This is a genomic window from Streptomyces sp. NBC_01351 (assembly GCF_036237315.1).
Lineage (GTDB): Bacteria > Actinomycetota > Actinomycetes > Streptomycetales > Streptomycetaceae > Streptomyces.
This window is the reverse complement of sequence record NZ_CP108356.1, coordinates 1,564,472-1,586,699: the sequence shown is the minus strand read 5'-3', so window position 1 is coordinate 1,586,699 and position 22,228 is coordinate 1,564,472. Positions and strand designations below refer to the sequence as shown.

Genomic DNA, 22,228 nt, shown 5'->3' with positions numbered 1-22,228 from the left:
TTGCCCGGGGATCACTGCTCGCGCAGGGGCACCGAGACGTAGCTGGGATCGGTGCCAGGCGAGGAGAAGGTCAGCTGCGCGCCGAAGGGGTTGTGCTCGATGTAGAGCGGGTCGACGGTGTCGATGACGACGGCGAGCCGGTGCCCAGCGGGCACGTCGTAGGCGGTGGAGAAGAGCTCCAGGTCCACGCCGAAGGCCTGGTTCGGGGTCTTGCCGTGGAAGGTGTACGGGGCGTTGCTGACGAGCTTGCCGATGCCGAGCGGGCCGACGTCGTAGAGGTAGGCGACGAAGGTGCCGTCGCCCTTGGTGGGCGTGACCGTGGTGTGCACCTTGACCGTGCCGCGTACCCGGCGCGCCTCGTCGTAGCGCTCGGACTGCCAGACGGCGGCGAAGGCGCGGGGGAGGAGCGGGATGGACGCGATCGGCGGTGCCTGGGCGAACTGGTCGAGCAGGTTGGAGAGCATGACGATGCCGCCGTTGGCCCCGGAGTCCACATTGGCGAAGACGTGCTCGCTGTCGGAGAGCGCGAGCTTCTCGGTGCCGCCCGAGCCGACCGCCTTCCAGTCGGCGTAGCCCTCGTAGCCGGCATCGCTGCGGGGCTTGATCTGCACCGGGGCCTCGGTGTCGACGCCGTTGCGCTCGCCCTTGAGGTAGCGGTCGAACCAGCGGTGGGCGCTGGTCCAGGTGTCGTTGGGCAGGCCGAGGAGGCCGGTCGCCTCGGCGGTGGCGTGGTCGCCCGGGCGGAACTCCAGGCGCTTGGGGCCGGTCAGCTTCTCGAAGAACTTCGCGTACTGGTTGGGCGGGAAGATGGTGTCGCCCCAGGCGTTGCCCATCATGATCGCGGCGCCGTTGGCGTTGATCCGGTCCACCTGCTCGGAGGGGGAACGCTTCTTGCCCCAGTCGATCATCTGCTGCTCGCGGTCGAGCCGGGAGCCGAGGAAGTCGCTGAGGATCGACTGGAGTTCGGGTCCGGGACGGCCGGTGAGGTAGCCGGCGCCGCCGAGCAGGCCGGCGGCCTGGAGGTGCTGGGTGCGGCCGGAGTAGATGGACTCGATGAGGTCGGCCCAGCCGCTCATCGCGACCACGGCCTTGACGCGGCTGTCGTGGGCCGAGGCCAGCAGGCTGATGCCGGCGCCGTACGAGACTCCGCCGAGGCCGATGCGGTCCGCGTCGGCGGGGGTGTGGGCGAGGGCCCAGTCGATGACGGCGGAGACGTCGGCGACGTCCGGCGGGCCCGCCACCTCGATCTGGCCGCCGGAGGCCCAGAAGCCGCGGGAGGTGTAACTCACCACGACGTAGCCGGAGTCGGCGAGCAGTTTGGCCTGGGCCATGTATTCGATCTGCGGCATGCCCCAGCTGGTGGGCAGCACGATCAGCGGGTACTTCTGGCCGGCCTGGGTTCCGGCCGGAGTGAAGACGTTGCCCTTGAGGGTGATGCCGCCGGAGCCCGGGATGTCGTGGAAGGTCACTCCCGAGGAGGCTTCGGAGGTGACCGTCGTGGAAGCGGCGGGGGCCGCCTGGGCCTGGTGGGGGGCCAGGCCCAGGGCGGCGGCCGCCAGGAGGGCCGCCACGGCTGCGGCGGTGGTGGTGCGTTGCATCAATCGCTCCTCGCGTGCGCCGGGGTTGTCAAAGTGACCCGACGGTAACGGGAGCGGCTTACCGGAAGTAACCCATCGGTAAGTTACGCGCTGGTAACGATTGAAACGTGTCAGCTCGGGGCGTCAGCCGTTCTGCGGGGCTCCGGACAGGGCGCTCTTGGCCTTCCACTGGTCCCAGGAGAGGTTCCACTCGCCGTAGCCGTTGCCGAGGTCGGCATTGCCCTTGGAGCCGTCGCCGACGACCTCGAAGGGGTCGCCCACCTGCACCTCGGAATAGAAGGACGCGGCGTTGGCGTCGCTCATCCCGACGCAGCCCGAACTGGTGTTGGCGCGGCCGAAGTTCGCCGAGTTCCACGGCGCCGCGTGCGCGTACATGCCCGACCAGGTGAGCCGCATCGAGTAGTCGACCATCTTGTCGTAGGCGTCACCCAGGCCCACCGTCTGGGAGTCCATCCGGATGGTGCCTTCCTTGGACATCAGCACCATCTTCCCGGACCAGGAGGCCTTCTTGCCGCCGGGAGTGCCGGCCGAGACGGGGATCGTCTTCACCGTCGTGCCGTCCTCGGTCACCGTCATCTTCTTGGTGTCGAGGCTGACTTCCATCCGGCGGTCCTTGCCGATCTTGAACTCGGTGTTGTAGTCCCGGGCGAAGAGACCGCCGCCCTTGCCGGAGTCCACGCCGTTCAGGTTCATGTCGACCTTGACGTCCGTGCCGGACTTCCAGTACTCCTTCGGCCGCCAGTCCACCCGGTCCTTGCCGGAGTAGTCCTTGATCCAGCCCCACGACCCCTCGGTGTTGTCCGAGGTGGTGACCTTCAACTGCTTCTCCACCTCGGCCTTGTTGGTCACCGGGTTGTCGAAGACGAGCGACACGGGCATGGCCACGCCCACCGTGCTGCCCTTCGGCACGTTGATCGAGACCTTGTTGACCTTGTCGGCGGCGCCGGTCTTGAACTGGGATGTCGCGCTCTGGCTGTCCGTGTTCTGCGCTTCGACCTTGTAGTCGGTACCCGGCGAGGCGTTGCGCTCGGAGGTCCAGGTCTTGCCGTCGGCGGCTATCTGCCCCGCGAGCTCACCGCCCTTGGAGTCCGTCACCCTCACCTGCGCCAGCTTGCCGTCGGTGATGGTCACCTTCACCGGCTCGCCCGCCTTGACCTGATCGCCCGTGAGGTTCACCGCGATGGCCATGTCCGGCTTCTGTTCCTGCTTCATCTCGGCCTTGCCGGCCGCTGCGCCCCCGCTTCCGCCGGAACAGGCGGACAGTGCGGCAGCCAGGATTGCGGTGCCCGCCATCACGGCGTGACGAGTGCGTATGCGGCTCAACGAAAACCCCTCCGAAGTGTGAACGTCCGCAAAGTAAGAGCGGATGGAGCGACTTTAGGTTGCGGAACCAGCGGAAAAGGTCGGTATTTCTGCTGTGACATGGACCGCAGCGAAACGGTCATCGTCCGGTCACAATCGCCGCGCGGTTCGGTCATGGGCGGCTGTGACAGTCGTGTCAGTCGTCGGTTCGGCATTGACCCGGACGCTCGGGAAGGACGTCAGCCATGTGTGCACTGCTCGTGACCACCGCCCAGCAGGACCAGTACCAGGACCGGAAGCAGGACCAGGAGCTCCGGGTGCGCACCCTGTCCGTTCCGGAATACCAGGACTTCCTTTCCCGGCACGGGCGGGCGAGCTTTCTCCAGTACCCGTCCTGGGCCGAGGTAAAGGACCTTTGGCGCTCGGAAACGGTCGGATGGCACTACCCCGACGGCCGGATACAGGGAGCCGGACTCGTTCTCTATCGCCAATTCCCGGGCACCCGCAAATATTTCGCCTACCTCCCCGAGGGCCCCGTCGCCGACTGGTCCGACCCGCACGTCGACCGCTGGCTGACCCCGCTCATGCGCCACCTGAAGGCCGCCGGAGCCTTCGCCGTCCGCATCGGCCCCACCCCCGCCTACCGCCGCTGGGACGCGGCCACGGTCAAGTCCGCGACCGGCCCCGACCGGCAGCTGTCCGACGTCCTCGCCACCGAGGTCGATCCGGTCGGCGCCGCCCTCGCCGACCGGCTGCGCACCCGCGGCTGGAAGCGCTGTGGCGGCGAGGACGACGGCGACGCCCAGCCCCGCCACGTGTTCCGCGTGCCGCTCGCGGGCCGCTCCCTCGACGACCTGTGGTCGGGCCTGAACCAGGAGTGGCGGCGCAATGTGCGCAAGGCCGGCAAGGCGGGCGTGGAGACGGTCGTCGGCACCGCCGAGGACCTGCCCGAGTTCTACCGGCTGCTGCGGATCACCGAGGAGCGCGACGGCTTCCGCCTCGGCCGCTCCCTCGCCTACTACCAGCGCCAGTACGAGGTCCTCAACGCCGAGGAGCCCGGTCGGATGCGCCTCTACCTGGGCATCCACCAGGGCGAGATACTCGCCGCGCACACGATGATCGTCGCCGGGAGCCGGGTCTGGTACCAGACCGGAGCCTCCGCCGACCACCGCCGCGAGGTACGGCCCAGCAACGCCCTGCAGTGGCGCATGATGTGCGACGCCCACGCCCTCGGAGCGGACGAATACGACATGCGCGGGGTACCCTCCACCCTCGACCCCGACGACCGCTCCTTCGGGCTGCTGCGCTGGAAGCTCGGCACCGGCGGGCAGGTCGTCGAGACGCTCGGCGAGTGGGAGATCGCGATGGACGGGTACACCAACACGGCGCTCTACAAGGCGTTCCAGGCCTACATGGCCCGCCGGTGACGGCCACCGACACCAGACCGGCCGCCGAGTCAGGGGCTGGGGCCGAGTCCGGGACAGGGGCCGACGCCGACCGCGCGGTACCGGCGAAGAGCTCGATGCTGCGCAGCGGCGCGCTCATGGCCGCCGGCTCGATCGTCTCCCGCGCCACCGGCTTCGTCCGCTCCGCCGTCGTCGTCGCCGCGCTCGGCATCGAACTGCTCGGAGACGGCTACGCCGTCGCCAACACCGTCCCGAACATCCTGTACATCCTGCTCATCGGCGGCGCCCTCAACGCGGTCTTCGTCCCCGAGCTGGTCCGCGCCGCCAAGGAGCACGCGGACGGCGGCGCCGCCTACACCGACCGGCTGCTCACCGTGTGCACGGCCGCGCTGCTGGTCCTCACCGCGGCCGCCGTGGTAGCCGCCCCGCTGATCGTCTCGGTGTACACCGGCTACAGCGGCGGCCAGCAGTCCACCACCGTCGCCCTGGCCCGCTACTGCCTCCCGCAGATCCTCTTCTACGGCCTGTTCACCCTGCTCGGGCAGGTGCTCAACGCCCGCGGCCGATTCGGCGCGATGATGTGGACCCCGGTCCTCAACAACGTCGTCGTCATCGCCGTCTTCGGGCTCTTCCTCTACGTGTCGCACGGCGCGACGGACGGCCTGACGGCTTCCGAGACCCGGCTGCTGGGCATCGGCACCACCGCCGGCATCGTCGTCCAGGCCCTCGCCCTCATCCCCTCGCTGCGCGCCGCCCGCTTCCGCTGGCGCCCCCGCTTCGACTGGCGCGGCAGCGGCCTCGCCCGCCCGCTGCGCAACGCGGGCTGGCTGGTCCTGCTCGTCCTGAGCAACCAGCTCGCCTACTGGGTCGTGACCCGGCTCTCCACCGCCACCGGGCAGCATGCCGTCGACGCGGGTCTCGCCGGTGGCGCCGGCTACACCGCCTACAGCAACGCCTACCTGATGTGGATGGTCCCGCAGGGCATCATCACCGTCTCCCTCGTCACGGCCCTCATGCCCCGGATGAGCGCCGCCGCCACCGACGGCGACCTCGCGGGCGTGCGCAGGGACGTTTCCTACGCGCTGCGCTCCAGCGCGGCCCTCATAGTCCCGGCCGCCGCGCTCCTCGCCGCCCTCGCGCCCTGGGTGATGGGAAGCGTCTTCGAGTACGGGCGGACCGACGCGGCCGACGTCGCCGTCATGGCCGGCATGCTGGCGGCCTTCGCCCCCGGCCTGATCGCCTACTCCGCGCAGTACGTGCTCTCCCGCGGCTTCTACGCCCTCTCCGACACCCGGACCCCCTTCTTCCTGAACCTCTCCATCGCCGCCTCGAACGCCGGGCTCTCGGCCGCCGCGTACTTCCTGCTGCCGCCGCGCTGGGCGGTCACCGGCATGGCCGCCGCCTGCACGATCGCCTACGCCGCGGGCGCGGCCGTCACCGCGTACGTACTGGCCCGGCGGCTCGGTCCGCGCGCGCAGACGCGTACGACGGTGGCATCAGGCGAAAGGCGGGCCGGTGCCGTACGGACCCACCTGAGGCTGCTGGCCGCGAGCGTGCCCGCGGCCGCCGTCGGGTACGCCGCCGCCCGCGCCGCCGACCCCCTCGGGAACTTCGCCGGCCTCGGGGCGGGAACCGCGGCCATGGTGCTCGTCGTCGTCCTCCTTGCCGGGCCGTTGCGCCTGGTGGAGATCACCGACCTGCTGAACTCCCTGCGGCGCAAGATCGGCCGTTAGCGGGAGGGAAAGCCGCGCACCACCTTGGATACTGACCGGATGCCACGCGTACTGTTGATCGAGGACGACCCTTCCATCAGGGAGGGGGTGGGCCTCGGCCTGCGCCGACGCGGCCACGAGGTGAGTGCCGCCGAGACCGGTGAGGAGGGGCTCGCCCTGCTCGCGAGCTTCCGCCCCGAACTGGTCCTGCTCGATCTGATGCTGCCGGGGATCAACGGCGTGCAGGTGTGCCGCCGGATCCGCGACACCAGCGAGGTGCCGATCATCATGCTCACCGCACGCGGCGACGACTTCGACGTGGTCATCGGCCTGGAGGCCGGGGCCGACGACTACATCGTCAAACCCGCCCGCACCGAGGTCATCGAGGCCCGCATCAAGGCCGTCCTGCGCCGGCTCAGCGATCCGGTGGGCGCCCGCCCCGAGATCGAGTTCCACGGCGAACTGGCCATCGACCGCAGCGGGCTGACCGTCGCCAAGAACGGCGAGCGCGTCTCCCTGGCCCCCAGTGAGATGAAGCTCCTGCTGCACCTGTCGGCCTCGCCCGAGCAGGTCTTCTCCCGCCAGCAGCTCCTGGAGTACGTCTGGGGCCACAGTTACCACGCCGACGCCCGGCTCGTGGACGCCTGCGTCCGCCGCCTGCGCACCAAGGTCGAGGCCCCCGAAGCAGCCCCCCGCTACATCCAGACCGTGCGCGGCTTCGGCTACCGCTTCGGTCCCCTGTAGGCCGCGGTGAGACGCATGGCACCGCTGGGCCTGCGCACCCGGCTGATCGCGGCCTTCCTGCTGGTCGCCGCGATCAGCGCGGTGAGCACGGCCGCCCTCACCTACCGGCAGGCTCGCAGCGCGATCCTCACCCAGAGCCAGGACACCGCGGTCAGCACCCTGCGGGAGGCGCTGGAGGCGATGGAGGTGTCGCTGCCGGTGGACCAGCCTCAGCTTCAGCACATCGCCAACGAAATGGGCAAGCGGGGCAAGCCGCACCCCTGGGCGGTCTTCGCCGAATACGGCAGCCTGCGGGCCAACTCCTGGGGTTCCACCGCCACCTCGACCGTCCTCACCGACCAGCTCCGGAAGCAGGTGACCGCCTATCCGCACGGCGCCTTCCAGCGGGTGACCGACGCCGATCAGAAGCCGTACCTCACGGTCGGCATGCCCGCCGTGTCCGAGCGCGACGGGGGCCGCGAGCCCACCGGCCTCGTCGTCTACGCCGTGATGCCGCTGGCGGTCGAGCAGCAGACGATCGCGGCCATGGTCGAGGCCGCCCGGCAGGGCGCCATCCCCGGCCTCGCCATCGCCGTCGTCCCCGCCCTGCTCGCCGCCCGCAGCGTGCTCCGCCCGGTACGGGACATGCGCAGAGCCGCCCAGCGGCTGGGCAGCGGCCGACTGGACACCCGTATCGAAGTGCGGGGCGCCGACGAACTCGCCGGACTCGCCCGCACCTTCAACGAGACCGCCCGCGCCCTGGAACAGTCGGTGAGCGAACTCCGGGAGGCCGAAACCCGGGCCCGCCGGTTCGCCTCCGACGTGTCCCACGAACTGCGCACGCCGCTCGCCGGGATGCTCGCCGTCACCGAGGTGCTGGACGAGGACGCCGAACACCTCGACGCCGATACCGCCAAGGCCCTGCGCCTGGTCAGCGCCGAGACCGGCAAACTCGCCGTCCTCGTCGAGGACTTGATGGAGATCTCCCGCTTCGACGCCCGCGCCGCCGAGCTCAACCTCGACGACGTGGACCTCGCCGAGGCCGTCTCCAAGACCCTGGAGCGCCGCCACTGGGACGACGAGCGGGTCGTCGCCGACCTGCCGCGCGGCGTCCGCGCTCGGCTCGACCCGCGGCGCTTCGACGTGGTCCTCGCCAACCTCGTCGGCAATGCCCTGCGGCACGGCGGCGCCCCGGTCCGCGTGTCCGCCCGCACCGAACTCCGGACCGGCGGGCCCCGGCTGCTGGTCGAGGTCGCCGACAGCGGGCCCGGCATCGCCCCCGAGGTGCTGCCCCGCATCTTCGACCGCTTCTTCAAGGCCGACGCCGCCCGTACCCGGTCGGCGGGCAGCGGCCTGGGCCTCGCCATCACCCTGGAGAACGTACGGCTGCACGGCGGCACCCTGCACGCCGCCAACGGCGCCGCCGGGGGAGCGGTGTTCCTGCTCGACATGCCCCTGGAGGCCGACGCATGACCCAGAACCGGACCGCTGCCGTCGCGACCGCCCTGCTGGGGCCGCTTCTGCTCGCCGGCTGCGGGATCAAGGCCACCGGGGTGATCGAGAGCGGCGAGCCCGCGAAGGTGTTCGTGCCCCGGCGCTCCCCGGCGGCGTCCCTCTACTTCCTGACCCAACAGGACGCTCTCGTCGCCGTGAACCGGGACGCCATCGAGTCCTCGACCCCGGAGATCGTCCTTGCCTGGCTGCTCAAGGGCCCCAACGAGAAGGAGAGAGCCGCGGGGCTGCGCAGCGCGATTCCCCCGCTGGGCGAGGGGGAGGCGCCCGCGGAGGTCTCGGTCACCCCCACCGCGGAGCGGGGGTTCGACGTCCGGCTGCCGTTCAAGATCGGTAAACTGCCCGAGATGGCCCGCCAGCAGGTGATCTGCACGGTGGTGGCCAGCCAGTCGTCGTCGGGCGCCACGGTGGTGCTGCGCGGCACGGACAAGTCGCTCCCCGCGGGTGAATGCGGCTTCGGTCTCTGACCGACGCGCCTCCCGCTACGGGCATCCTCCCCTTGCGCGACCAGCCCCCCGGCCGCCACCGTGAGCCCATGGAACCGGCCACCGACACCCCTGGCGTGCCCGACGTCTTCGACCCGCGCCTCTACGCCGAGGGCATCCCGCACGAGCGCTACCGCCTGCTGCGCGAGCACCACCCGGTGGCCTGGCAGGCGGAGCCGGAGATCCAGGGCTGGCCCGCCGGGCCCGGCTTCTGGGCCGTCACCCGGCACGCAGACGTCGTACGGGTCCTGCGCGACCACCGCACGTACTCCTCCTGGCTCGGCGCCACCCAGATCCGCGACCCCGACCCGGCCGACCTGCCGTTCCTGCGCCGCACCATGCTCAACCAGGATCCTTCCCCAAGGCCCTGCGGGCCTGGGGAGACCCCTACCTCCCACGGCAGGCTCCGCCGGCTCGTCTCCCGGGCCTTCACCCCCGCCCGCGTCGACGCCTTCGGCGGCCGGGTACGGGACCGCGCCCGCTCCCTGCTCGCCGCCGCCCGGGACGGCGCCGAGGACGGGGCCGCCGACCTGGTGCGCACCGTCACCGACGAGTACGCCCTGCTGAACCTCACCGATCTGCTGGGCGTCCCGGCCTCCGACCGTGCCCTGCTGCTGGAGTGGACCGTACGGATCATCGGCTACCAGGACCCCGAGGACGCCCCGGCACCGCTGCTCGGCCCCGACGGCAAGCCGCTCAACCCGCGCTCCCCGGCGCTGCTCGGCGAGATGTTCTCGTACGCCCGCGAACTCGCCGCCCACAAGCGCGCGCACCCCGGCGACGACGTGATGACCGCCCTGGCCCTGGCCGGACTCGACCCGGCCGAACTGGAGATGTTCTTCTTCCTGCTGACCGTCGCCGGCAACGACACCGTACGCAGCGCCGCCCCCGGCGGTCTGCTCGCGCTCGCCCGCGACCCGGACGCGCACCGGCTGCTCGCCGAGGGCCGCGTCCCGCGGGACCGGGCCGTCGAGGAACTCCTGCGCGTCCACCCGCCGGTGCTCAGCTTCCGCCGCACAGCCGCCGTGGACACCGAGCTCGCCGGGCAGCCGATCCGGGCCGGGGACAAGGTGGTGGTCTTCCACGCCTCGGCCAACCACGACGAGCGCGTCTTCACCGACCCGGCCCGGCTCGACCTGGCCCGCACACCCAACCCGCACGTCTCCTTCGGGGACGGCCCGCACGTCTGCCTGGGCGCCCACTTCGCCCGGCTCCAGCTGCGCACCCTCTACGAGGAGTGGTGCGCGACCATGCCCCCGCCCGAACTTGCCGGGCCGCCGCGGCGGCTGGTCTCCAACTTCATCAACGGGATCACGCGGCTGCCGCTACGGGTGTCCGGGCCGCGGTGGTGACGTCGGCGACCAGCTCGGACACGTCGGGCCCGTAGGCGTCCGAGTTGACGACCTTCAGCACCAGGCAGAAGGGGTTCCCGTCGTACTTGCGGGCGAGCCGTCGGTGGTGGCGGGCCAGGTAACGGGCCGCGGCCTGGTTGCTGTTGGCGGTCTGACCGGACAGAAGGAACACCGGACGGGAGTCGCGCCCCGTCGTCAGCCGCGCGAGCAGCACGTGCTCGGCCATGCCCGGCTCCCAGCGGTACGTCTCCCCGCCCACGCTGATCGCACCCCGGTCCGGTCCGGGCTCGGAGGAGACGTCGACCCGCACCCCCGGGAGCATGGAGGTCAGGTGCGCCGTCGTCCGGGCGTTGGAGACCGGCCCGCCGACGCAGAACTCGGCCCGGTCGCCGAAGCCCTGACGAGCCCCGTCGTGGGTGACGATCTGCACGTTCGCCCCGCAGTCCTTGATCAGGGCGGAGATCTCCAGCAGCGCGAAGGCATCGTTGCGGTGCAGCGACGAAGGGGTGCCGCCCATCTGCCGGTTGACCACGAACAGGCAGTCGGATCCGGTCGGCAGGCCGAAGAAGGCCTGCTTGCGGCGGAGCGCGCGGCGCCACTGGTAGGTCCGGGTGAACCAGCCGAAGCCACCGCTGAGGGCGGTGGCTATCACCCCGAGCACGATGTTGCGGACGTCGTCGTTCATGCGCGGGATGGTAGCCGCCACGCTGCTCTCCTGACGCGGGGGGTGCCGCGAAGTTACTCTGCTCCATCTAGGTCTGACAGGCCGTCGACTGGAGGAACCGGATGCACCGTCCCGCCGCACGTCGCTTAGCGCTCGTCGCCCTCGCCGGGGCGCTCGTCTCCACCGGGGCCGCGGCCCCGCCCGGCGCCGGCACCCCCGCCAAGGTGCCCGTCGCGGCCGGTTACGGCGGGGCCGTCGCCAGTGTCGACGCGGACGCCTCGGCCGCGGGCATCGCCGTCCTGCGCTCCGGCGGCAACGCCGTGGACGCGGCCGTCGCGGCCGCCGCCGCGCTCGGGGTCACCGAGCCCTACTCGGCGGGCATCGGCGGAGGCGGCTACTTCGTCTACTACGACGCCCGCTCCGGCCGGGTGCACACCATCGACGGCCGCGAGACCGCCCCCGCGACGGCCACCGCGACTCTCTTCCAGGAGAACGGCGTCCCGATCCCCTTCGCGGAGGGCCAGACCAGCGGCCTCGGCGTCGGCGTCCCCGGCACCCCCGCCACCTGGAAGAGCGCCCTCGACGCCTGGGGCACCCGCCCGCTCGGCCACCTGCTGCGGCCCGCCGAGAAGCTGGCCCGCGACGGCTTCACGGTGGACGCCACCTTCCGCGCGCAGACCGCGGCCAACGAGGCCCGGTTCAAGGACTTCCCGGACACCGCGAAGCTCTTCCTGCCGGGCGGCGCGCTGCCGGTGGTCGGCTCCACCTTCAAGAACCCGGACCTGGCCGCCACCTACGCGGAACTCCGCCGCAAGGGGACCGGCGCGCTCTACCGGGGCCCGATCGCCGAGGACATCGTCCGGGCCGTCCGTACACCCCCGGTCGACCCGGCCGCCACCCGGACCGTCCGCCCCGGCGACCTGACCACCGGGGACCTGCGCGCGTACGCGACCAAGCACCAGGCCCCGACCCGGGTCGGCTACCGCGGGCTGGACGTCTACAGCATGGCGCCCTCCTCCTCCGGCGGCACCACCGTCGGCGAGGCCCTGAACATCCTGGAGGGCAGCGACCTCTCGGCGCTCTCCGAGACGCAGTACCTGCACCGCTTCATCGAGGCCTCCCGGATCTCCTTCGCCGACCGGGGCCGCTGGGTCGGCGACCCGGCCGCGCAGGACGTCCCGACGAAGCAGCTCCTCTCGCAGGCGTACGCCGACTCGCGCGCCTGCCTGATCAAGCCCGACTCCACCCTGACCAGCCCGCTCGCCCCCGGCGATCCGCGCGACCCCGTACCCTGCGCCACGACCGGGCAGGCCGCCCCGACCACCTACGAGGGCGAGAACACCACCCACCTGACGGTCGCCGACCGCTGGGGCAACGTGGTGTCCTACACCCTGACCATCGAGTCCACCGGCGGCAGCGCGATCACCGTCCCGGGCCGCGGCTTCCTGCTCAACAACGAGCTGACGGACTTCTCCTTCGCCCCGGCCGCCCCCGGCGTCCCGGACCCCAACCTGCCCGGCCCCGGCAAGCGGCCGCGCTCCTCCATGTCCCCGACCATCGTCCTGGAGGACGGCCGGCCGGTCCTGGCCGTCGGCTCCCCGGGCGGCGCCACCATCATCACCACCGTCCTGCAGACCCTGACCGGACACCTGGACCGGGGCCTGCCGCTGGTCGATGCCATCGCCGCGCCGCGCGCCAGCCAGCGCAACCAGACCACCACCGAGCTGGAGCCTGGTCTGTGGAACAGCCCGCTGCGCGCGGAACTGGAGGCGCTCGGCCAGGGCTTCCGGCAGAACCCGGAGATCGGCGCCGCCACCGGAGTGCAGCGGCTGCCGGACGGCCGCTGGCTGGCGGCGGCCGAGACCACCCGCCGCGGCGGCGGCTCGGCGATGGTCGTACGCCCGCACGGGAAGCCGTAGCGGCCTCCAGCTGCGGCTGCAGCTAGAGGGCGGTGAGGATCCTCGGGCCGTCGGCGGTGATGGCGACCGTGTGCTCCGCGTGCGCGGCGCGGCTGCCGTCGACGGTGCGCAGGGTCCAGCCGTCCCCGTCGCAGGTGTAGTCGTCCGTGCCGCCCGCGGTCAGCATCGGCTCGATCGCCAGGACCATGCCGGGGCGCAGCTTCATGCCGCGTCCCGGCGGGCCCTCGTTGGGCACGCCCGGGTCCTCGTGCATGGTGCGGCCCACGCCGTGGCCGCCGAAGCCGTCCGGGATGCCGTACCCGGCGCCCCGGCACACCGTGCCGATCGCGTGGGCGATGTCCCCGATCCGGTTGCCCGGCACGGCGGCGGCGATGCCGGCGGCGAGGGCCGCCTCCGCCGTGGCGATCAGCCGCAGGTCGGCGGGGCGGGCCCGGCCGACCGTGAAGCTGACGGCCGCGTCCCCGACCCAGCCGCCCAGCTTCGCACCGCAGTCGATGCTGACCAGGTCGCCGTCGCGCAGCCGGTAGCCGTCCGGGATGCCGTGCACGATCGCGTCGTTGACGGAGGCGCAGACCACCGCGGGGAAGGGCACCGGCGCGAACCGCGGCCGGTAGCCGAGGAAGGGCGAGGTGGCGCCCGCCTCGTCCAGCACGGTGCGCGCCACCCGGTCCAGGTCCAGCAGGGACACCCCCACCCGCGCTCTCTCCCGCACGGCGGCCAGGGCGTGCGCGACCACGCGGCCGGCGGCGCGCATCTCGTCGATCGATCGGTCCGTCTTGAGTTCCACCATGCCAATTACTATACCGGTATAACTTTACCGGGATAGTAATTGGGGTGGCGGGGTAGGATGGCGGCATGGTCCGAACCCCCTTGACCCCGGAAGAGCGCGAGCGCGGCGAGCGGCTGGGCGCGCTCCTGCGGGAGGCCCGTGCCGGGCGCAGCATGGTCGAGGTCGCGGCGAGCGCCGGGCTGTCCGCGGAGACCCTCCGCAAGATCGAGACCGGCCGCGCGCCCACCCCCGCCTTCTTCACCGTCGCGGCCCTCGCCGAGGCCCTCGGCCTCTCCCTGGACGATGTGATGCGCCGCTGCGCGCTCGTCGCGCTCTGACGCCGCGCGGCGGACCGGGCGGGGGCTGCGCGGGGGCCGTGCGGCGCTGGAGTCCTGCTCGAAGTGCCGACCGGGGCCGGGGTCCCGGCGCGGGTCGCGGCTAGGCTCCGGGCATGACTCTGACGCTCGACGAGCTGAACCGGGGCAGATACGTCAGCCTCACCACCTTCCGCAAGGACGGCACGCCCGTCGCCACTCCGGTGTGGGCCGTGGCGGACGGCGGTGAGCTGTACGTGTGGACGCGCACGAAGACGTGGAAGGTGAAGCGGATCCGCAACAACGGGCGGGTCACCGTCGCCGCGTGCGACGTGAAGGGCACGGTGGCGGCGGGCGCGCCGGTGCTGGAGGGCGAGGCGCGACTGCTGGACGAGGCGGGCCTGAAGCGGGTGCGGAAGCTGATGTCGCGGAAGTACACCTGGCAGTTCTGGGCGGTGGACCTTCCCGGCACGGTGGCCCGGCTGGGCAAGCGGCCGCACACGGCGATCGCCGTCAAGCTTTGAAGTGCGCGTAGCCCTCCCGTAACACTGGCGGGGTCCAATGCGGTCATGGAGACCGCGACTTCGCTGGTGATCGTTCAACTCGCCGAGTACTTGCGGGGGTTGACGCAGAGGCTGGATTCCGAGACGGGCTGGTACGGGGAGTTCCTGCGCCGGGATCCGGAGGGCGTGCGGGCCTGCCTCGACGGGCGCGCGATGGTTCCGTGGGACGTGCTGGAGTCCCTGTTGGGGGACCTGGCTGGGGCCCGGGGCGCGGAGTTCGCGGAGCGGGAGACCGTATACGCGGCCCGGCTGCGGGCGGCGGCCGTCACGGCGTGGGACCGCCTGCCGGGCGGCGAGGCCGAACTGCGGACCCTGCTCGCGGTGTCGACGGCCCAGCGCGCGGACTCGGAGGCGGCCCTGCGTCACCTCGCGGCGCGGCTGTCCTCCACGGCGGACCCCTCGGAGGCGGACGCCCTGTCCCTGGAGCTCTCCTGGACCCGGGACGACGCCACCCGAGCCGCATCCCGCCAAGCGGACCTGACGGCCCGCCTGACCACGATGTCCCCTCCCGCGGAGGCGCTGCCGGGGCACGGGGCTCCCGCTTGGCGGGAGCGGCCGGTGACCGTCGGCGGACCACACGGGCACGCCCCTGCGGCGCCCGGGTCGCGGCCCGCGGGGGCGCCGCGATCGGGGCCGGAGGGGTTGCTGGGCGCGGGGGTTCCTGCCTGGGCGGCCTGGCCGGGGCCTTCGCCGGCTGCGGAGTCCGCGGGGCTCGCCGGTTCGCCGGGGGCGGAGGTGCCCGGGGAGGGCTGGACCGCGGGAGGCGCGCAGGCGACGCCGGGTGACCCGCTGCCGGGGGTACCGAGGCAGCGGGTGCCCGAGGGGGAGTGGCCGGTCGGGCCGGCCGAGGGGGAGCAGCACGAGGGGTGGGCCGAGGGGGAGCGGCCCGTGGGCGAGCAGCGCGAGGGGGAGCGGCCCGTGGGGCGGGCCGAGGGGCGGTGGCTGCGGGGTGGGCGGCGGTCCGGGGGTGCCCGGTACGCCGGGTCGGAAGCCCCCGAGGCCTTGGCCGCCACCCTGCCGGACCTCGGCCGCCCCGACGCGGGCGCCGAGTCGGGACCCGGCCTGCCGGCCCCGCGCGGAGCGCGCTTCGGGCGCTCACCGGAGCCGACTCCCCGGGGCGCCCGGTTCGGCCGCCCCCGGCCGGAGCCCGCACCCGGCCCGGCCAGGCCCACCCGGGACACTGACACCCACCCGCCCGCCCGGCATCCCGGCCTTCCCGCGGGGGATCCGGCAGGGCTCGGCGGCTCGCTGCCGGCCCCCTTCCCCGGGGCCCCGGCAGGGATGTCGGCCGGGCTCCGAGGCTGGACTGCGGATCCGTTCCCCGGGGGTCCCGCGGGGGCCCAGGCGGGGCCCGGTGGCGCGGCGTTGGGTCAGAACCCCGGTGCTCCCGCAGGGGCTTGGGCGGGACCCGACGGTCAGGGCGTGGATCGGTTCCCCGGGGATCCGGCGGGGCTCGGCGGCTCGATGGCGGGGGCGTTCCCCGGGGAGTCCGCAGGGGTTTCCGTGGGGGATGTGCGCGGGGTCGTCGGGCAGTTGCTCGGGCTGCGTGCGGACGGGCGGAGCGGGGAAGCGCATGCGCTGTTGTGCGAGGTGGCCGGGTGGCCCGCGGGGTGGCTGCCCGGGGTGGCCGGCGAGCTGGGGCGGGCCGGGCTCGCGGCCGACTGGGCCACGCTGCTCTGGGAGGCGGCCTCGCTCCCGCCCGAGCGGCTCGCCGCCCTCGCCGCCGCCCTCGACGAGGCCGGCCGGGAGGCCGACTGCGACCGGCTGCTGCGCCAGGGCATGGCCCGCCCCGCCGCCGAGATCGCCGAAGCCGCCCTCGCCCTCGGGGAGGCCGGCCGGGACCGGGAGACCGGGGTGCTCCTCGCCGCCTTCGTCGACGTCCGCACCGCCGAGGAGGCCGCCGACCTGGCCCGCCGCGCCCCGCAGTGGTTCGCCCCCCGCCTGCTGCGGGCGGCCCGCGCCCTGCCCGGAACCCGGCACCGGGACCTCGTCCACGCCCTCCGTCTCGCCGGCATCGCCACGGCGTAAACCGCCCGTCCACTGACCGGAACCGACCGCGTGGCGACCTAACGTGATCGACTACTCCAACCGTGCAACGCGGTCTTGCCCCACGCTGTGCCGAGGCCTACGTTCTACTCCCTACGTACACCGTCTACGTGCGTAGAACTCGGCGTTCCCGTCGCGAGGAGCAGCTCATGGCCCAAGTCGTCCGCGCCGCGCTGGTCCAGGCCACCTGGACCGGAGACACCGAATCGATGATCGCCAAACACGAGGAGCACGCCCGCCGCGCGGCCGCGCAGGGCGCGCAGATCATCGGCTTCCAGGAGGTGTTCAACGCCCCCTACTTCTGCCAGGTCCAGGAACCCGAGCACTACCGCTGGGCCGAGGCCGTCCCCGACGGTCCCACCGTCCGCCGCATGCAGGACCTGGCCCGCGAGACCGGCATGGTCATCGTCGTGCCGGTCTTCGAACTCGAGAGCGCCGGCTTCTACTACAACACCGCCGCCGTCATCGACGCCGACGGCAGCTACCTCGGCAAGTACCGCAAGCACCACATCCCCCAGGTCAAGGGATTCTGGGAGAAGTACTACTTCCGCCCGGGCAACCTCGGCTGGCCCGTCTTCGACACGGCCGTCGGCAAGGTCGGCGTCTACATCTGCTACGACCGGCACTTCCCCGAAGGCTGGCGTCAACTCGGCCTTGCCGGAGCCCAGTTGGTCTACAACCCGTCCGCCACCTCCCGAGGCCTGTCCGCCTACCTGTGGCAGCTGGAACAGCCCGCCTCCGCCGTCGCCAACGAGTACTTCGTCGCCGCCATCAACCGCGTCGGCCAAGAGGAGTACGGCGACAACGACTTCTACGGCACCAGCTACTTCGTCGACCCGCGCGGCCAGTTCGTCGGCGAGGTCGCCAGCGACAAGGAGGAGGAACTCCTCGTCCGCGACCTCGACTTCGGCCTCATCGAAGAGGTCCGCAACCAGTGGGCCTTCTACCGCGACCGCCGCCCCGACGCCTACGGAGGACTCGTACAGCCGTGACCAACCCCACCCCGCTCCACAGCCGCCACCGCACCGTCCTGCCCGACTGGCTCGCGCTCTACTACAAGCACCCCATCGAGCTCACCCACGGCGAGGGCCGCCACGTCTGGGACGCCGAGGGCAACCGCTACCTCGACTTCTTCGGCGGCATCCTCACCACGATGACCGCCCACGCGCTGCCCGAGGTCACCAAGGCCGTCGCCGAACAGGCCGGGCGGATCATCCACTCCTCCACCCTCTACCTCAACCGGCCGATGATCGAACTGGCCGAGCGCGTCTCGGCGTTGTCCGGCATCCCCGACGCCCGGGTCTTCTTCACCACCTCCGGCACCGAGGCCAACGACACCGCCCTGCTGCTCGCGACGACGTACCGCCGCTCCAACCAGATCCTGGCGATGCGCAACAGCTACCACGGCCGGTCCTTCTCCACCGTCTCGATCACCGGCAACCGGGGCTGGTCCCCGACCAGCCTCTCCCCGCTCCAGACGTACTACGTCCACGGCGCGGTCCGCACCCGCGGCCCCCTCGCCCACCTCGACGACGCCGCCTTCACCGCGGCCGCCGTCGCGGACCTGGAAGACGTACTGGGCCAGGCCCGCGGAGGAGTCGCCGCCCTCATCGCCGAGCCGATCCAGGGCGTCGGCGGCTTCACCTCCCCGCCCGACGGCCTGTACGGGGCCTTCCGCGAGGTCCTCGACCGGCACGGCATCCTGTGGATCAGCGACGAGGTGCAGACCGGCTGGGGCCGTACGGGCGAACACTTCTGGGGCTGGCAGGCCCACGCGCAGAACGGCCCGCCGGACATCCTCACCTTCGCCAAGGGCATCGGCAACGGCATGTCGATCGGTGGAGTCGTGGCCCGCGCAGAGGTGATGAACTGCATCGACTCCAACTCCATCTCCACCTTCGGCGGTTCCCCCGTCACCATGGCCGCCGGCGTCGCCAACCTCGCCTACCTGCTGGAACACGACCTCCAGGGCAACGCCCGCCGCGTCGGCGGCCTGCTCCTGGAGCGGCTGCGCGCCATCGCAGCCCACGTGCCCGCCGTACGGGAGGTCCGCGGCCGTGGCCTGATGGCCGGCCTGGAGCTGACGAAGCCCGGCACCGACCAGGCCGACCCCGACGCGGCCACCGCCGTACAGGAAGCCGCCCGCGAAGGCGGCCTGCTGATCGGCAAGGGCGGCGGCCACAACACCAGCGTGCTGCGCATCGCGCCGCCGCTCTCCCTCACCGTCACCGAGGCGGAAGAGGGCGCCGAGATCCTCGAACAGGCCTTGCGCAGCATCCAGTAGGGGGACGCACATGAGCATCCGCACCCTGATCCGCGGCGGCCTCGTCGTCACCGCCGCCGACGAACTCCACGCGGACGTCCTCATCGAGGACGGCCGCGTGGCGGCCCTCGCCGCGCACGGCTCGGCGGCCGCCGAGGCCTGGACGGCCGACCGCACGATCGACGCGAGCGGGAAGTACGTCATCCCCGGCGGGGTCGACGCGCACACCCACATGGAGCTGCCCTTCGGCGGCACCTCCGCCTCGGACACCTTCGAGACCGGGACCAGGGCGGCCGCCTGGGGCGGCACCACCACCATCGTCGACTTCGCGGTACAGGGCGTGGGCCACGCCCTGCGCGAGGGCCTCGACGCCTGGTACGCCAAGGCCGACGGGCAGTGCGCGATCGACTACGCCTTCCACATGATCCTCTCGGACGTCAACGAGGGCACCCTGAAGGAGATGGACCTCCTCATCGGGGAGGGCGTCACCTCCTTCAAGCTGTTCATGGCCTACCCCGGCGTCTTCTACAGCGATGACGGCCAGATCCTGCGCGCCATGCAGCGGGCCTCCGGCAACGGCGGGCTGATCATGATGCACGCCGAGAACGGCATCGCGATCGACGTCCTCGTCGAACAGGCCCTGGCGCGCGGGGAGACCGACCCCCGCCACCACGGCGAGGTCCGCAGGGTGCTCCTCGAAGCGGAGGCCACGCACCGGGCGATCCAGCTCGCCCGGGTCGCCGGCTCCCCGCTGTACGTCGTCCACGTCTCGGCGGAGGAGGCGGTGGCCGAGCTGGCCGCGGCCCGCGACAAGGGGCTGCCCGTCTTCGGGGAGACCTGCCCGCAGTACCTCTTCCTGTCCACCGACAACCTCGAAGAGCCGGACTTCCAGGGCGCCAAGTACGTCTGCTCCACGCCGCTGCGGCCCCGCGAGCACCAGGCGGCGCTGTGGCGGGGGTTGCGGACCAACGACCTCCAGGTGGTCTCCACCGACCACTGCCCGTTCTGCTTCCGGGGGCAGAAGGAGCTGGGCCGCGGGGACTTCTCGAAGATCCCGAACGGGCTGCCGGGGGTGGAGAACCGCATGGACCTCCTCCACCAGGCCGTCCTGGACGGGCACATCAGCCGCCGCCGCTGGATCGAGATCGCCTGCGCGACCCCGGCCCGGATGTTCGGCCTCTACCCGCAGAAGGGCACGATCGCGCCGGGCTCCGACGCCGACATCGTCCTCTACGATCCGCACGCCGAGCAGGTCATCTCCGCCGAGACCCACCACATGAACGTGGACTACTCGGCGTACGAGGGCAAGCGGATCACCGGACGCGTCGACACCGTGCTCTCGCGCGGCGAACTCGTCATCGACCAGCGCGAATTCACCGGCCGGGCCGGCCACGGGGTGTACATCCCCCGCTCCACCTGCCAGTACCTGTAAGCACCGCACGCAGCAAGGAGCAGCCATGGACTTCGGCCTCGTCCTGCAAACCGATCCGCCCGCCTCCCAGGTGATCAGCCTCATGAAGCGCGCCGAGCGCAACGGCTTCCGCTACGGCTGGACCTTCGACTCGGCGGTCCTCTGGCAGGAACCGTTCGTCATCTACAGCCAGATCCTCGCCAACACGCAGAAACTGCACATCGGCCCGATGGTCACCAATCCGGGCACCCGTACCTGGGAGGTGACCGCCTCCACCTTCGCCACCCTCAACGACATGTACGGCAACCGCACCGTCTGCGGGATCGGGCGCGGCGACTCGGCGATGCGGGTGGCCGGGCGCAAGCCCAACACCCTGGCCCGGCTCGGCGAGGCCATCGACGTCATCCGGGACCTGGCCGAGGGCCGCGAGGCCGTGGTCGACGGAAGCCCGATCCGGATCCCCTGGGTCCGGGAGGGGAAGCTCCCCGTCTGGATGGCGGCGTACGGGCCGAAGGCCCTCGCGCTCGCCGGTCAGAAGGCCGACGGGTTCATCCTCCAGCTCGCCGACCTCTATCTCACCGAGTGGATGGTCAAATCGGTCCGGGAGGCCGCGGTCGAGGCCGGCCGCGACCCGGCGGAGATCACCATCTGCGTGGCGGCCCCCGCGTACGTCGGCGAGGACCTCGCGCACGCCCGCGACCAGTGCCGCTGGTTCGGCGGGATGGTCGGCAACCACGTCGCCGACCTCGTCGGCCGCTACGGCGAGCACTCCTCGATGGTCCCGGACGAGCTCACCGAGTACATCAAGGCCCGCCAGGGCTACGACTACAGCCACCACGGCCGGGCCGACAATCCCGACACGGCGTTCGTGCCGGACGAGATCGTCGACCGATTCTGCCTGCTCGGCCCGGCAGAGGCCCACATCGAGAAGCTGCGGGCCCTGCGCGACCTCGGCGTCGACCAGTTCGCGGTGTACGACATGCACGACGCGAGGGAGGCCACGATCGACGCCTACGGCCGGCACGTCATCCCGGAGCTCGCCGGCTGACGCCGCGCTCCACGCCCGCTGCCCCGCCGCGTTGTCGATTCGCGGCGGGGCAGCGGGCCTGGAGCACGGGGTGCGGAGCGTGGTGTCAGCAGATGGAGGTGCCCATCCTGCGCCCGGGGCGGTGTGCCCACAGGTGCGGGACGTTCTGCGCCGGGGGGTGCACGGTCGCCGGGTACAGGGCGACGGCCTGACGGGCCACGTACACCCGGGCGATGAGCTCGGCGTGGTCCGAGTGGGGCAGGTGCATGCCGAACACCTCGCGCAAGACCTCGGGAACCTCCTCCGGGGCGAACGCGGTCGTCGTGGCCGTGCCGTCCGGCAGCGTCGTGGTGAGGGAGCTGCCGTCCAGGGCGAGGTGCTCCCGGTCGCGCATCTGCTGCACGAGGAGGCGCCCCGCGAACGGGGAGCGGACGTGCGTGGACAGGAAGTGGTTGGCCACCATCCAGTCCGGCGCGTACCGCTGGTCGAGGGTGAAGGCGTGCAGGTCGAACCACCCGTCGGCGCCGCGCGAGCGCATCGTGTACTGCAGGTTGCCGGTCTCGGTGAGGGTCCGGTTCAGCCGGAATCCCCAGTCGCCCAGGGAGGCCTCGGCGCCGTCGGCCAGTTCCATGGGCTCGATGGGGTTGCGGCCGAAGCCCGGGTCGCAGATCCAGACCTTGCCGGTCTCGGGCGTCTCGGCCGTCTCCACGCGCAGCATCGCGTGGGTGGCCGGGCGGAGCGCCTCGGTACCGATGCGCACCCGCGAGGCCAGCCCCGTCACCCGGAACCCGACGCGCTCCAGCACCGCCGCCAGCAGCACGCTGTGCTCGTAGCAGTAGCCGCCGCGGCGCGCGTGGACCAGCTTGTCCTGAACATCGCGCAGATCAAGGGGGATCGGCCGGCCGAGCACGATCTCGACGGTCTCGAAGGGGATCGAGGTGATGTGCGCGCGTGTCAGCGCCCGCAGAACGTCGAGGGTGGGCGCGAGCTCTCCGTCGTATCCGGTACGCCGGAGGTACGCGTCCAGGTCGAGGAGGCCGCCCTGCCAGGCCGTGGCATCGTCGTTCGTCGTCATGCCGGACATACTGCACAAGGGTCCACCGACGGCCGGAGCCTCCGGCTGCGAGAACGTCACGTTCGCCGGACCGGGGAGCCGGCGGCC

Annotated in this window: 19 protein-coding genes; 14 read left to right on the top strand and 5 right to left on the bottom strand. The window is 72.2% G+C overall.

Annotated features, from left to right (window positions below; all coding sequences use genetic code 11):
• Window positions 1-11 precede the first annotated feature (11 nt).
• Together OG625_RS07355 and OG625_RS07350 are read right to left on the bottom strand one after the other, a co-directional pair.
• Entirely contained in the window at window positions 12-1,598 is a 1,587-nt protein-coding gene (locus OG625_RS07355) for an alpha/beta fold hydrolase (RefSeq protein ID WP_329377513.1), read from the bottom strand.
• A 123-nt stretch (window positions 1,599-1,721) separates the two neighbouring features.
• On the bottom strand, window positions 1,722-2,891 hold the full coding sequence (locus OG625_RS07350; RefSeq protein ID WP_329390492.1) for a L,D-transpeptidase: 1,170 nt from the start codon (window positions 2,889-2,891) through the stop codon (window positions 1,722-1,724).
• 254 nt (window positions 2,892-3,145) lie between these two features.
• Between OG625_RS07350 and OG625_RS07345 the strand changes: the two genes are divergently transcribed.
• The 6 genes from OG625_RS07345 (at window position 3,146) to OG625_RS07320 (ending at window position 10,090) form a co-directional block, all read left to right on the top strand.
• On the top strand, window positions 3,146-4,327 hold the full coding sequence (locus OG625_RS07345) for a lipid II:glycine glycyltransferase FemX (protein WP_329377511.1): 1,182 nt from the start codon (window positions 3,146-3,148) through the stop codon (window positions 4,325-4,327).
• Between the two features lie 95 nt (window positions 4,328-4,422).
• The gene (gene murJ / locus OG625_RS07340; protein ID WP_329390490.1) at window positions 4,423-6,039 is read left to right on the top strand and encodes a murein biosynthesis integral membrane protein MurJ; all 1,617 of its coding nucleotides are present in this window, start codon (window positions 4,423-4,425) and stop codon (window positions 6,037-6,039) included.
• A gap of 39 nt (window positions 6,040-6,078) precedes the next feature.
• Window positions 6,079-6,762, top strand: coding sequence for a response regulator transcription factor (locus OG625_RS07335; protein WP_329377509.1), 684 nt, complete (start codon window positions 6,079-6,081; stop codon window positions 6,760-6,762).
• A 15-nt stretch (window positions 6,763-6,777) separates the two neighbouring features.
• Window positions 6,778-8,214, top strand: coding sequence for a HAMP domain-containing sensor histidine kinase (locus OG625_RS07330; RefSeq protein WP_329377507.1), 1,437 nt, complete (start codon window positions 6,778-6,780; stop codon window positions 8,212-8,214).
• Window positions 8,211-8,720, top strand: coding sequence for a hypothetical protein (locus OG625_RS07325; RefSeq protein WP_329377505.1), 510 nt, complete (start codon window positions 8,211-8,213; stop codon window positions 8,718-8,720). The genes OG625_RS07330 and OG625_RS07325 overlap by 4 nt, the downstream gene beginning before the upstream one ends.
• 68 nt (window positions 8,721-8,788) lie before the next feature.
• Window positions 8,789-10,090 (top strand): cytochrome P450, encoded by a 1,302-nt coding sequence (locus tag OG625_RS07320; protein ID WP_329377503.1) that lies wholly within the window; start codon window positions 8,789-8,791, stop codon window positions 10,088-10,090.
• Here the strand turns inward: OG625_RS07320 and OG625_RS07315 are convergent.
• The gene (locus OG625_RS07315) at window positions 10,050-10,775 is read right to left on the bottom strand and encodes a hypothetical protein (RefSeq protein ID WP_329377501.1); all 726 of its coding nucleotides are present in this window, start codon (window positions 10,773-10,775) and stop codon (window positions 10,050-10,052) included. The two genes, OG625_RS07320 and OG625_RS07315, sit on opposite strands and share 41 nt — an antisense overlap.
• Before the next feature lie 101 nt (window positions 10,776-10,876).
• On the opposite strand from OG625_RS07315, the gene ggt reads away from it, so the two are divergent.
• Entirely contained in the window at window positions 10,877-12,673 is a 1,797-nt protein-coding gene (gene ggt, locus OG625_RS07310) for a gamma-glutamyltransferase (protein ID WP_329377499.1), read from the top strand.
• Between the two features lie 22 nt (window positions 12,674-12,695).
• On the opposite strand, the gene map is transcribed toward ggt, so the two are convergent.
• A complete protein-coding gene (gene map / locus OG625_RS07305) occupies window positions 12,696-13,463 on the bottom strand; it encodes a type I methionyl aminopeptidase (protein ID WP_329377497.1) in 768 nt (255 codons plus the stop codon).
• A gap of 65 nt (window positions 13,464-13,528) precedes the next feature.
• Here map and OG625_RS07300 point away from each other — a divergent pair, with 65 nt between their 5' ends.
• The 7 genes from OG625_RS07300 (at window position 13,529) to OG625_RS07270 (ending at window position 21,087) form a co-directional block, all read left to right on the top strand.
• On the top strand, window positions 13,529-13,780 hold the full coding sequence (locus OG625_RS07300; RefSeq protein WP_329377495.1) for a helix-turn-helix domain-containing protein: 252 nt from the start codon (window positions 13,529-13,531) through the stop codon (window positions 13,778-13,780).
• Window positions 13,781-13,893: 113 nt separating this feature from the next.
• On the top strand, window positions 13,894-14,280 hold the full coding sequence (locus OG625_RS07295) for a PPOX class F420-dependent oxidoreductase (RefSeq protein ID WP_443067679.1): 387 nt from the start codon (window positions 13,894-13,896) through the stop codon (window positions 14,278-14,280).
• A gap of 45 nt (window positions 14,281-14,325) precedes the next feature.
• Window positions 14,326-16,347 (top strand): hypothetical protein, encoded by a 2,022-nt coding sequence (locus tag OG625_RS07290; protein ID WP_329377493.1) that lies wholly within the window; start codon window positions 14,326-14,328, stop codon window positions 16,345-16,347.
• 167 nt (window positions 16,348-16,514) lie between these two features.
• Window positions 16,515-17,357 carry a nitrilase-related carbon-nitrogen hydrolase gene (locus tag OG625_RS07285; RefSeq protein WP_329377491.1) on the top strand — a complete coding sequence of 281 codons (843 nt, stop codon included), beginning with the start codon at window positions 16,515-16,517 and terminating at the stop codon, window positions 17,355-17,357.
• On the top strand, window positions 17,354-18,649 hold the full coding sequence (locus OG625_RS07280; protein ID WP_329377489.1) for an aspartate aminotransferase family protein: 1,296 nt from the start codon (window positions 17,354-17,356) through the stop codon (window positions 18,647-18,649). The genes OG625_RS07285 and OG625_RS07280 overlap by 4 nt, the downstream gene beginning before the upstream one ends.
• Window positions 18,650-18,659: 10 nt before the next feature.
• Window positions 18,660-20,060 carry a dihydropyrimidinase gene (gene hydA / locus OG625_RS07275; RefSeq protein WP_329377487.1) on the top strand — a complete coding sequence of 467 codons (1,401 nt, stop codon included), beginning with the start codon at window positions 18,660-18,662 and terminating at the stop codon, window positions 20,058-20,060.
• Window positions 20,061-20,085: 25 nt separating this feature from the next.
• Window positions 20,086-21,087 (top strand): TIGR03842 family LLM class F420-dependent oxidoreductase, encoded by a 1,002-nt coding sequence (locus OG625_RS07270; RefSeq protein WP_329377485.1) that lies wholly within the window; start codon window positions 20,086-20,088, stop codon window positions 21,085-21,087.
• A gap of 85 nt (window positions 21,088-21,172) precedes the next feature.
• Here OG625_RS07270 and OG625_RS07265 read toward each other — a convergent pair whose 3' ends face one another.
• Window positions 21,173-22,141, bottom strand: coding sequence for an arylamine N-acetyltransferase family protein (locus OG625_RS07265; protein ID WP_329377483.1), 969 nt, complete (start codon window positions 22,139-22,141; stop codon window positions 21,173-21,175).
• Window positions 22,142-22,228: the final 87 nt, after the last annotated feature.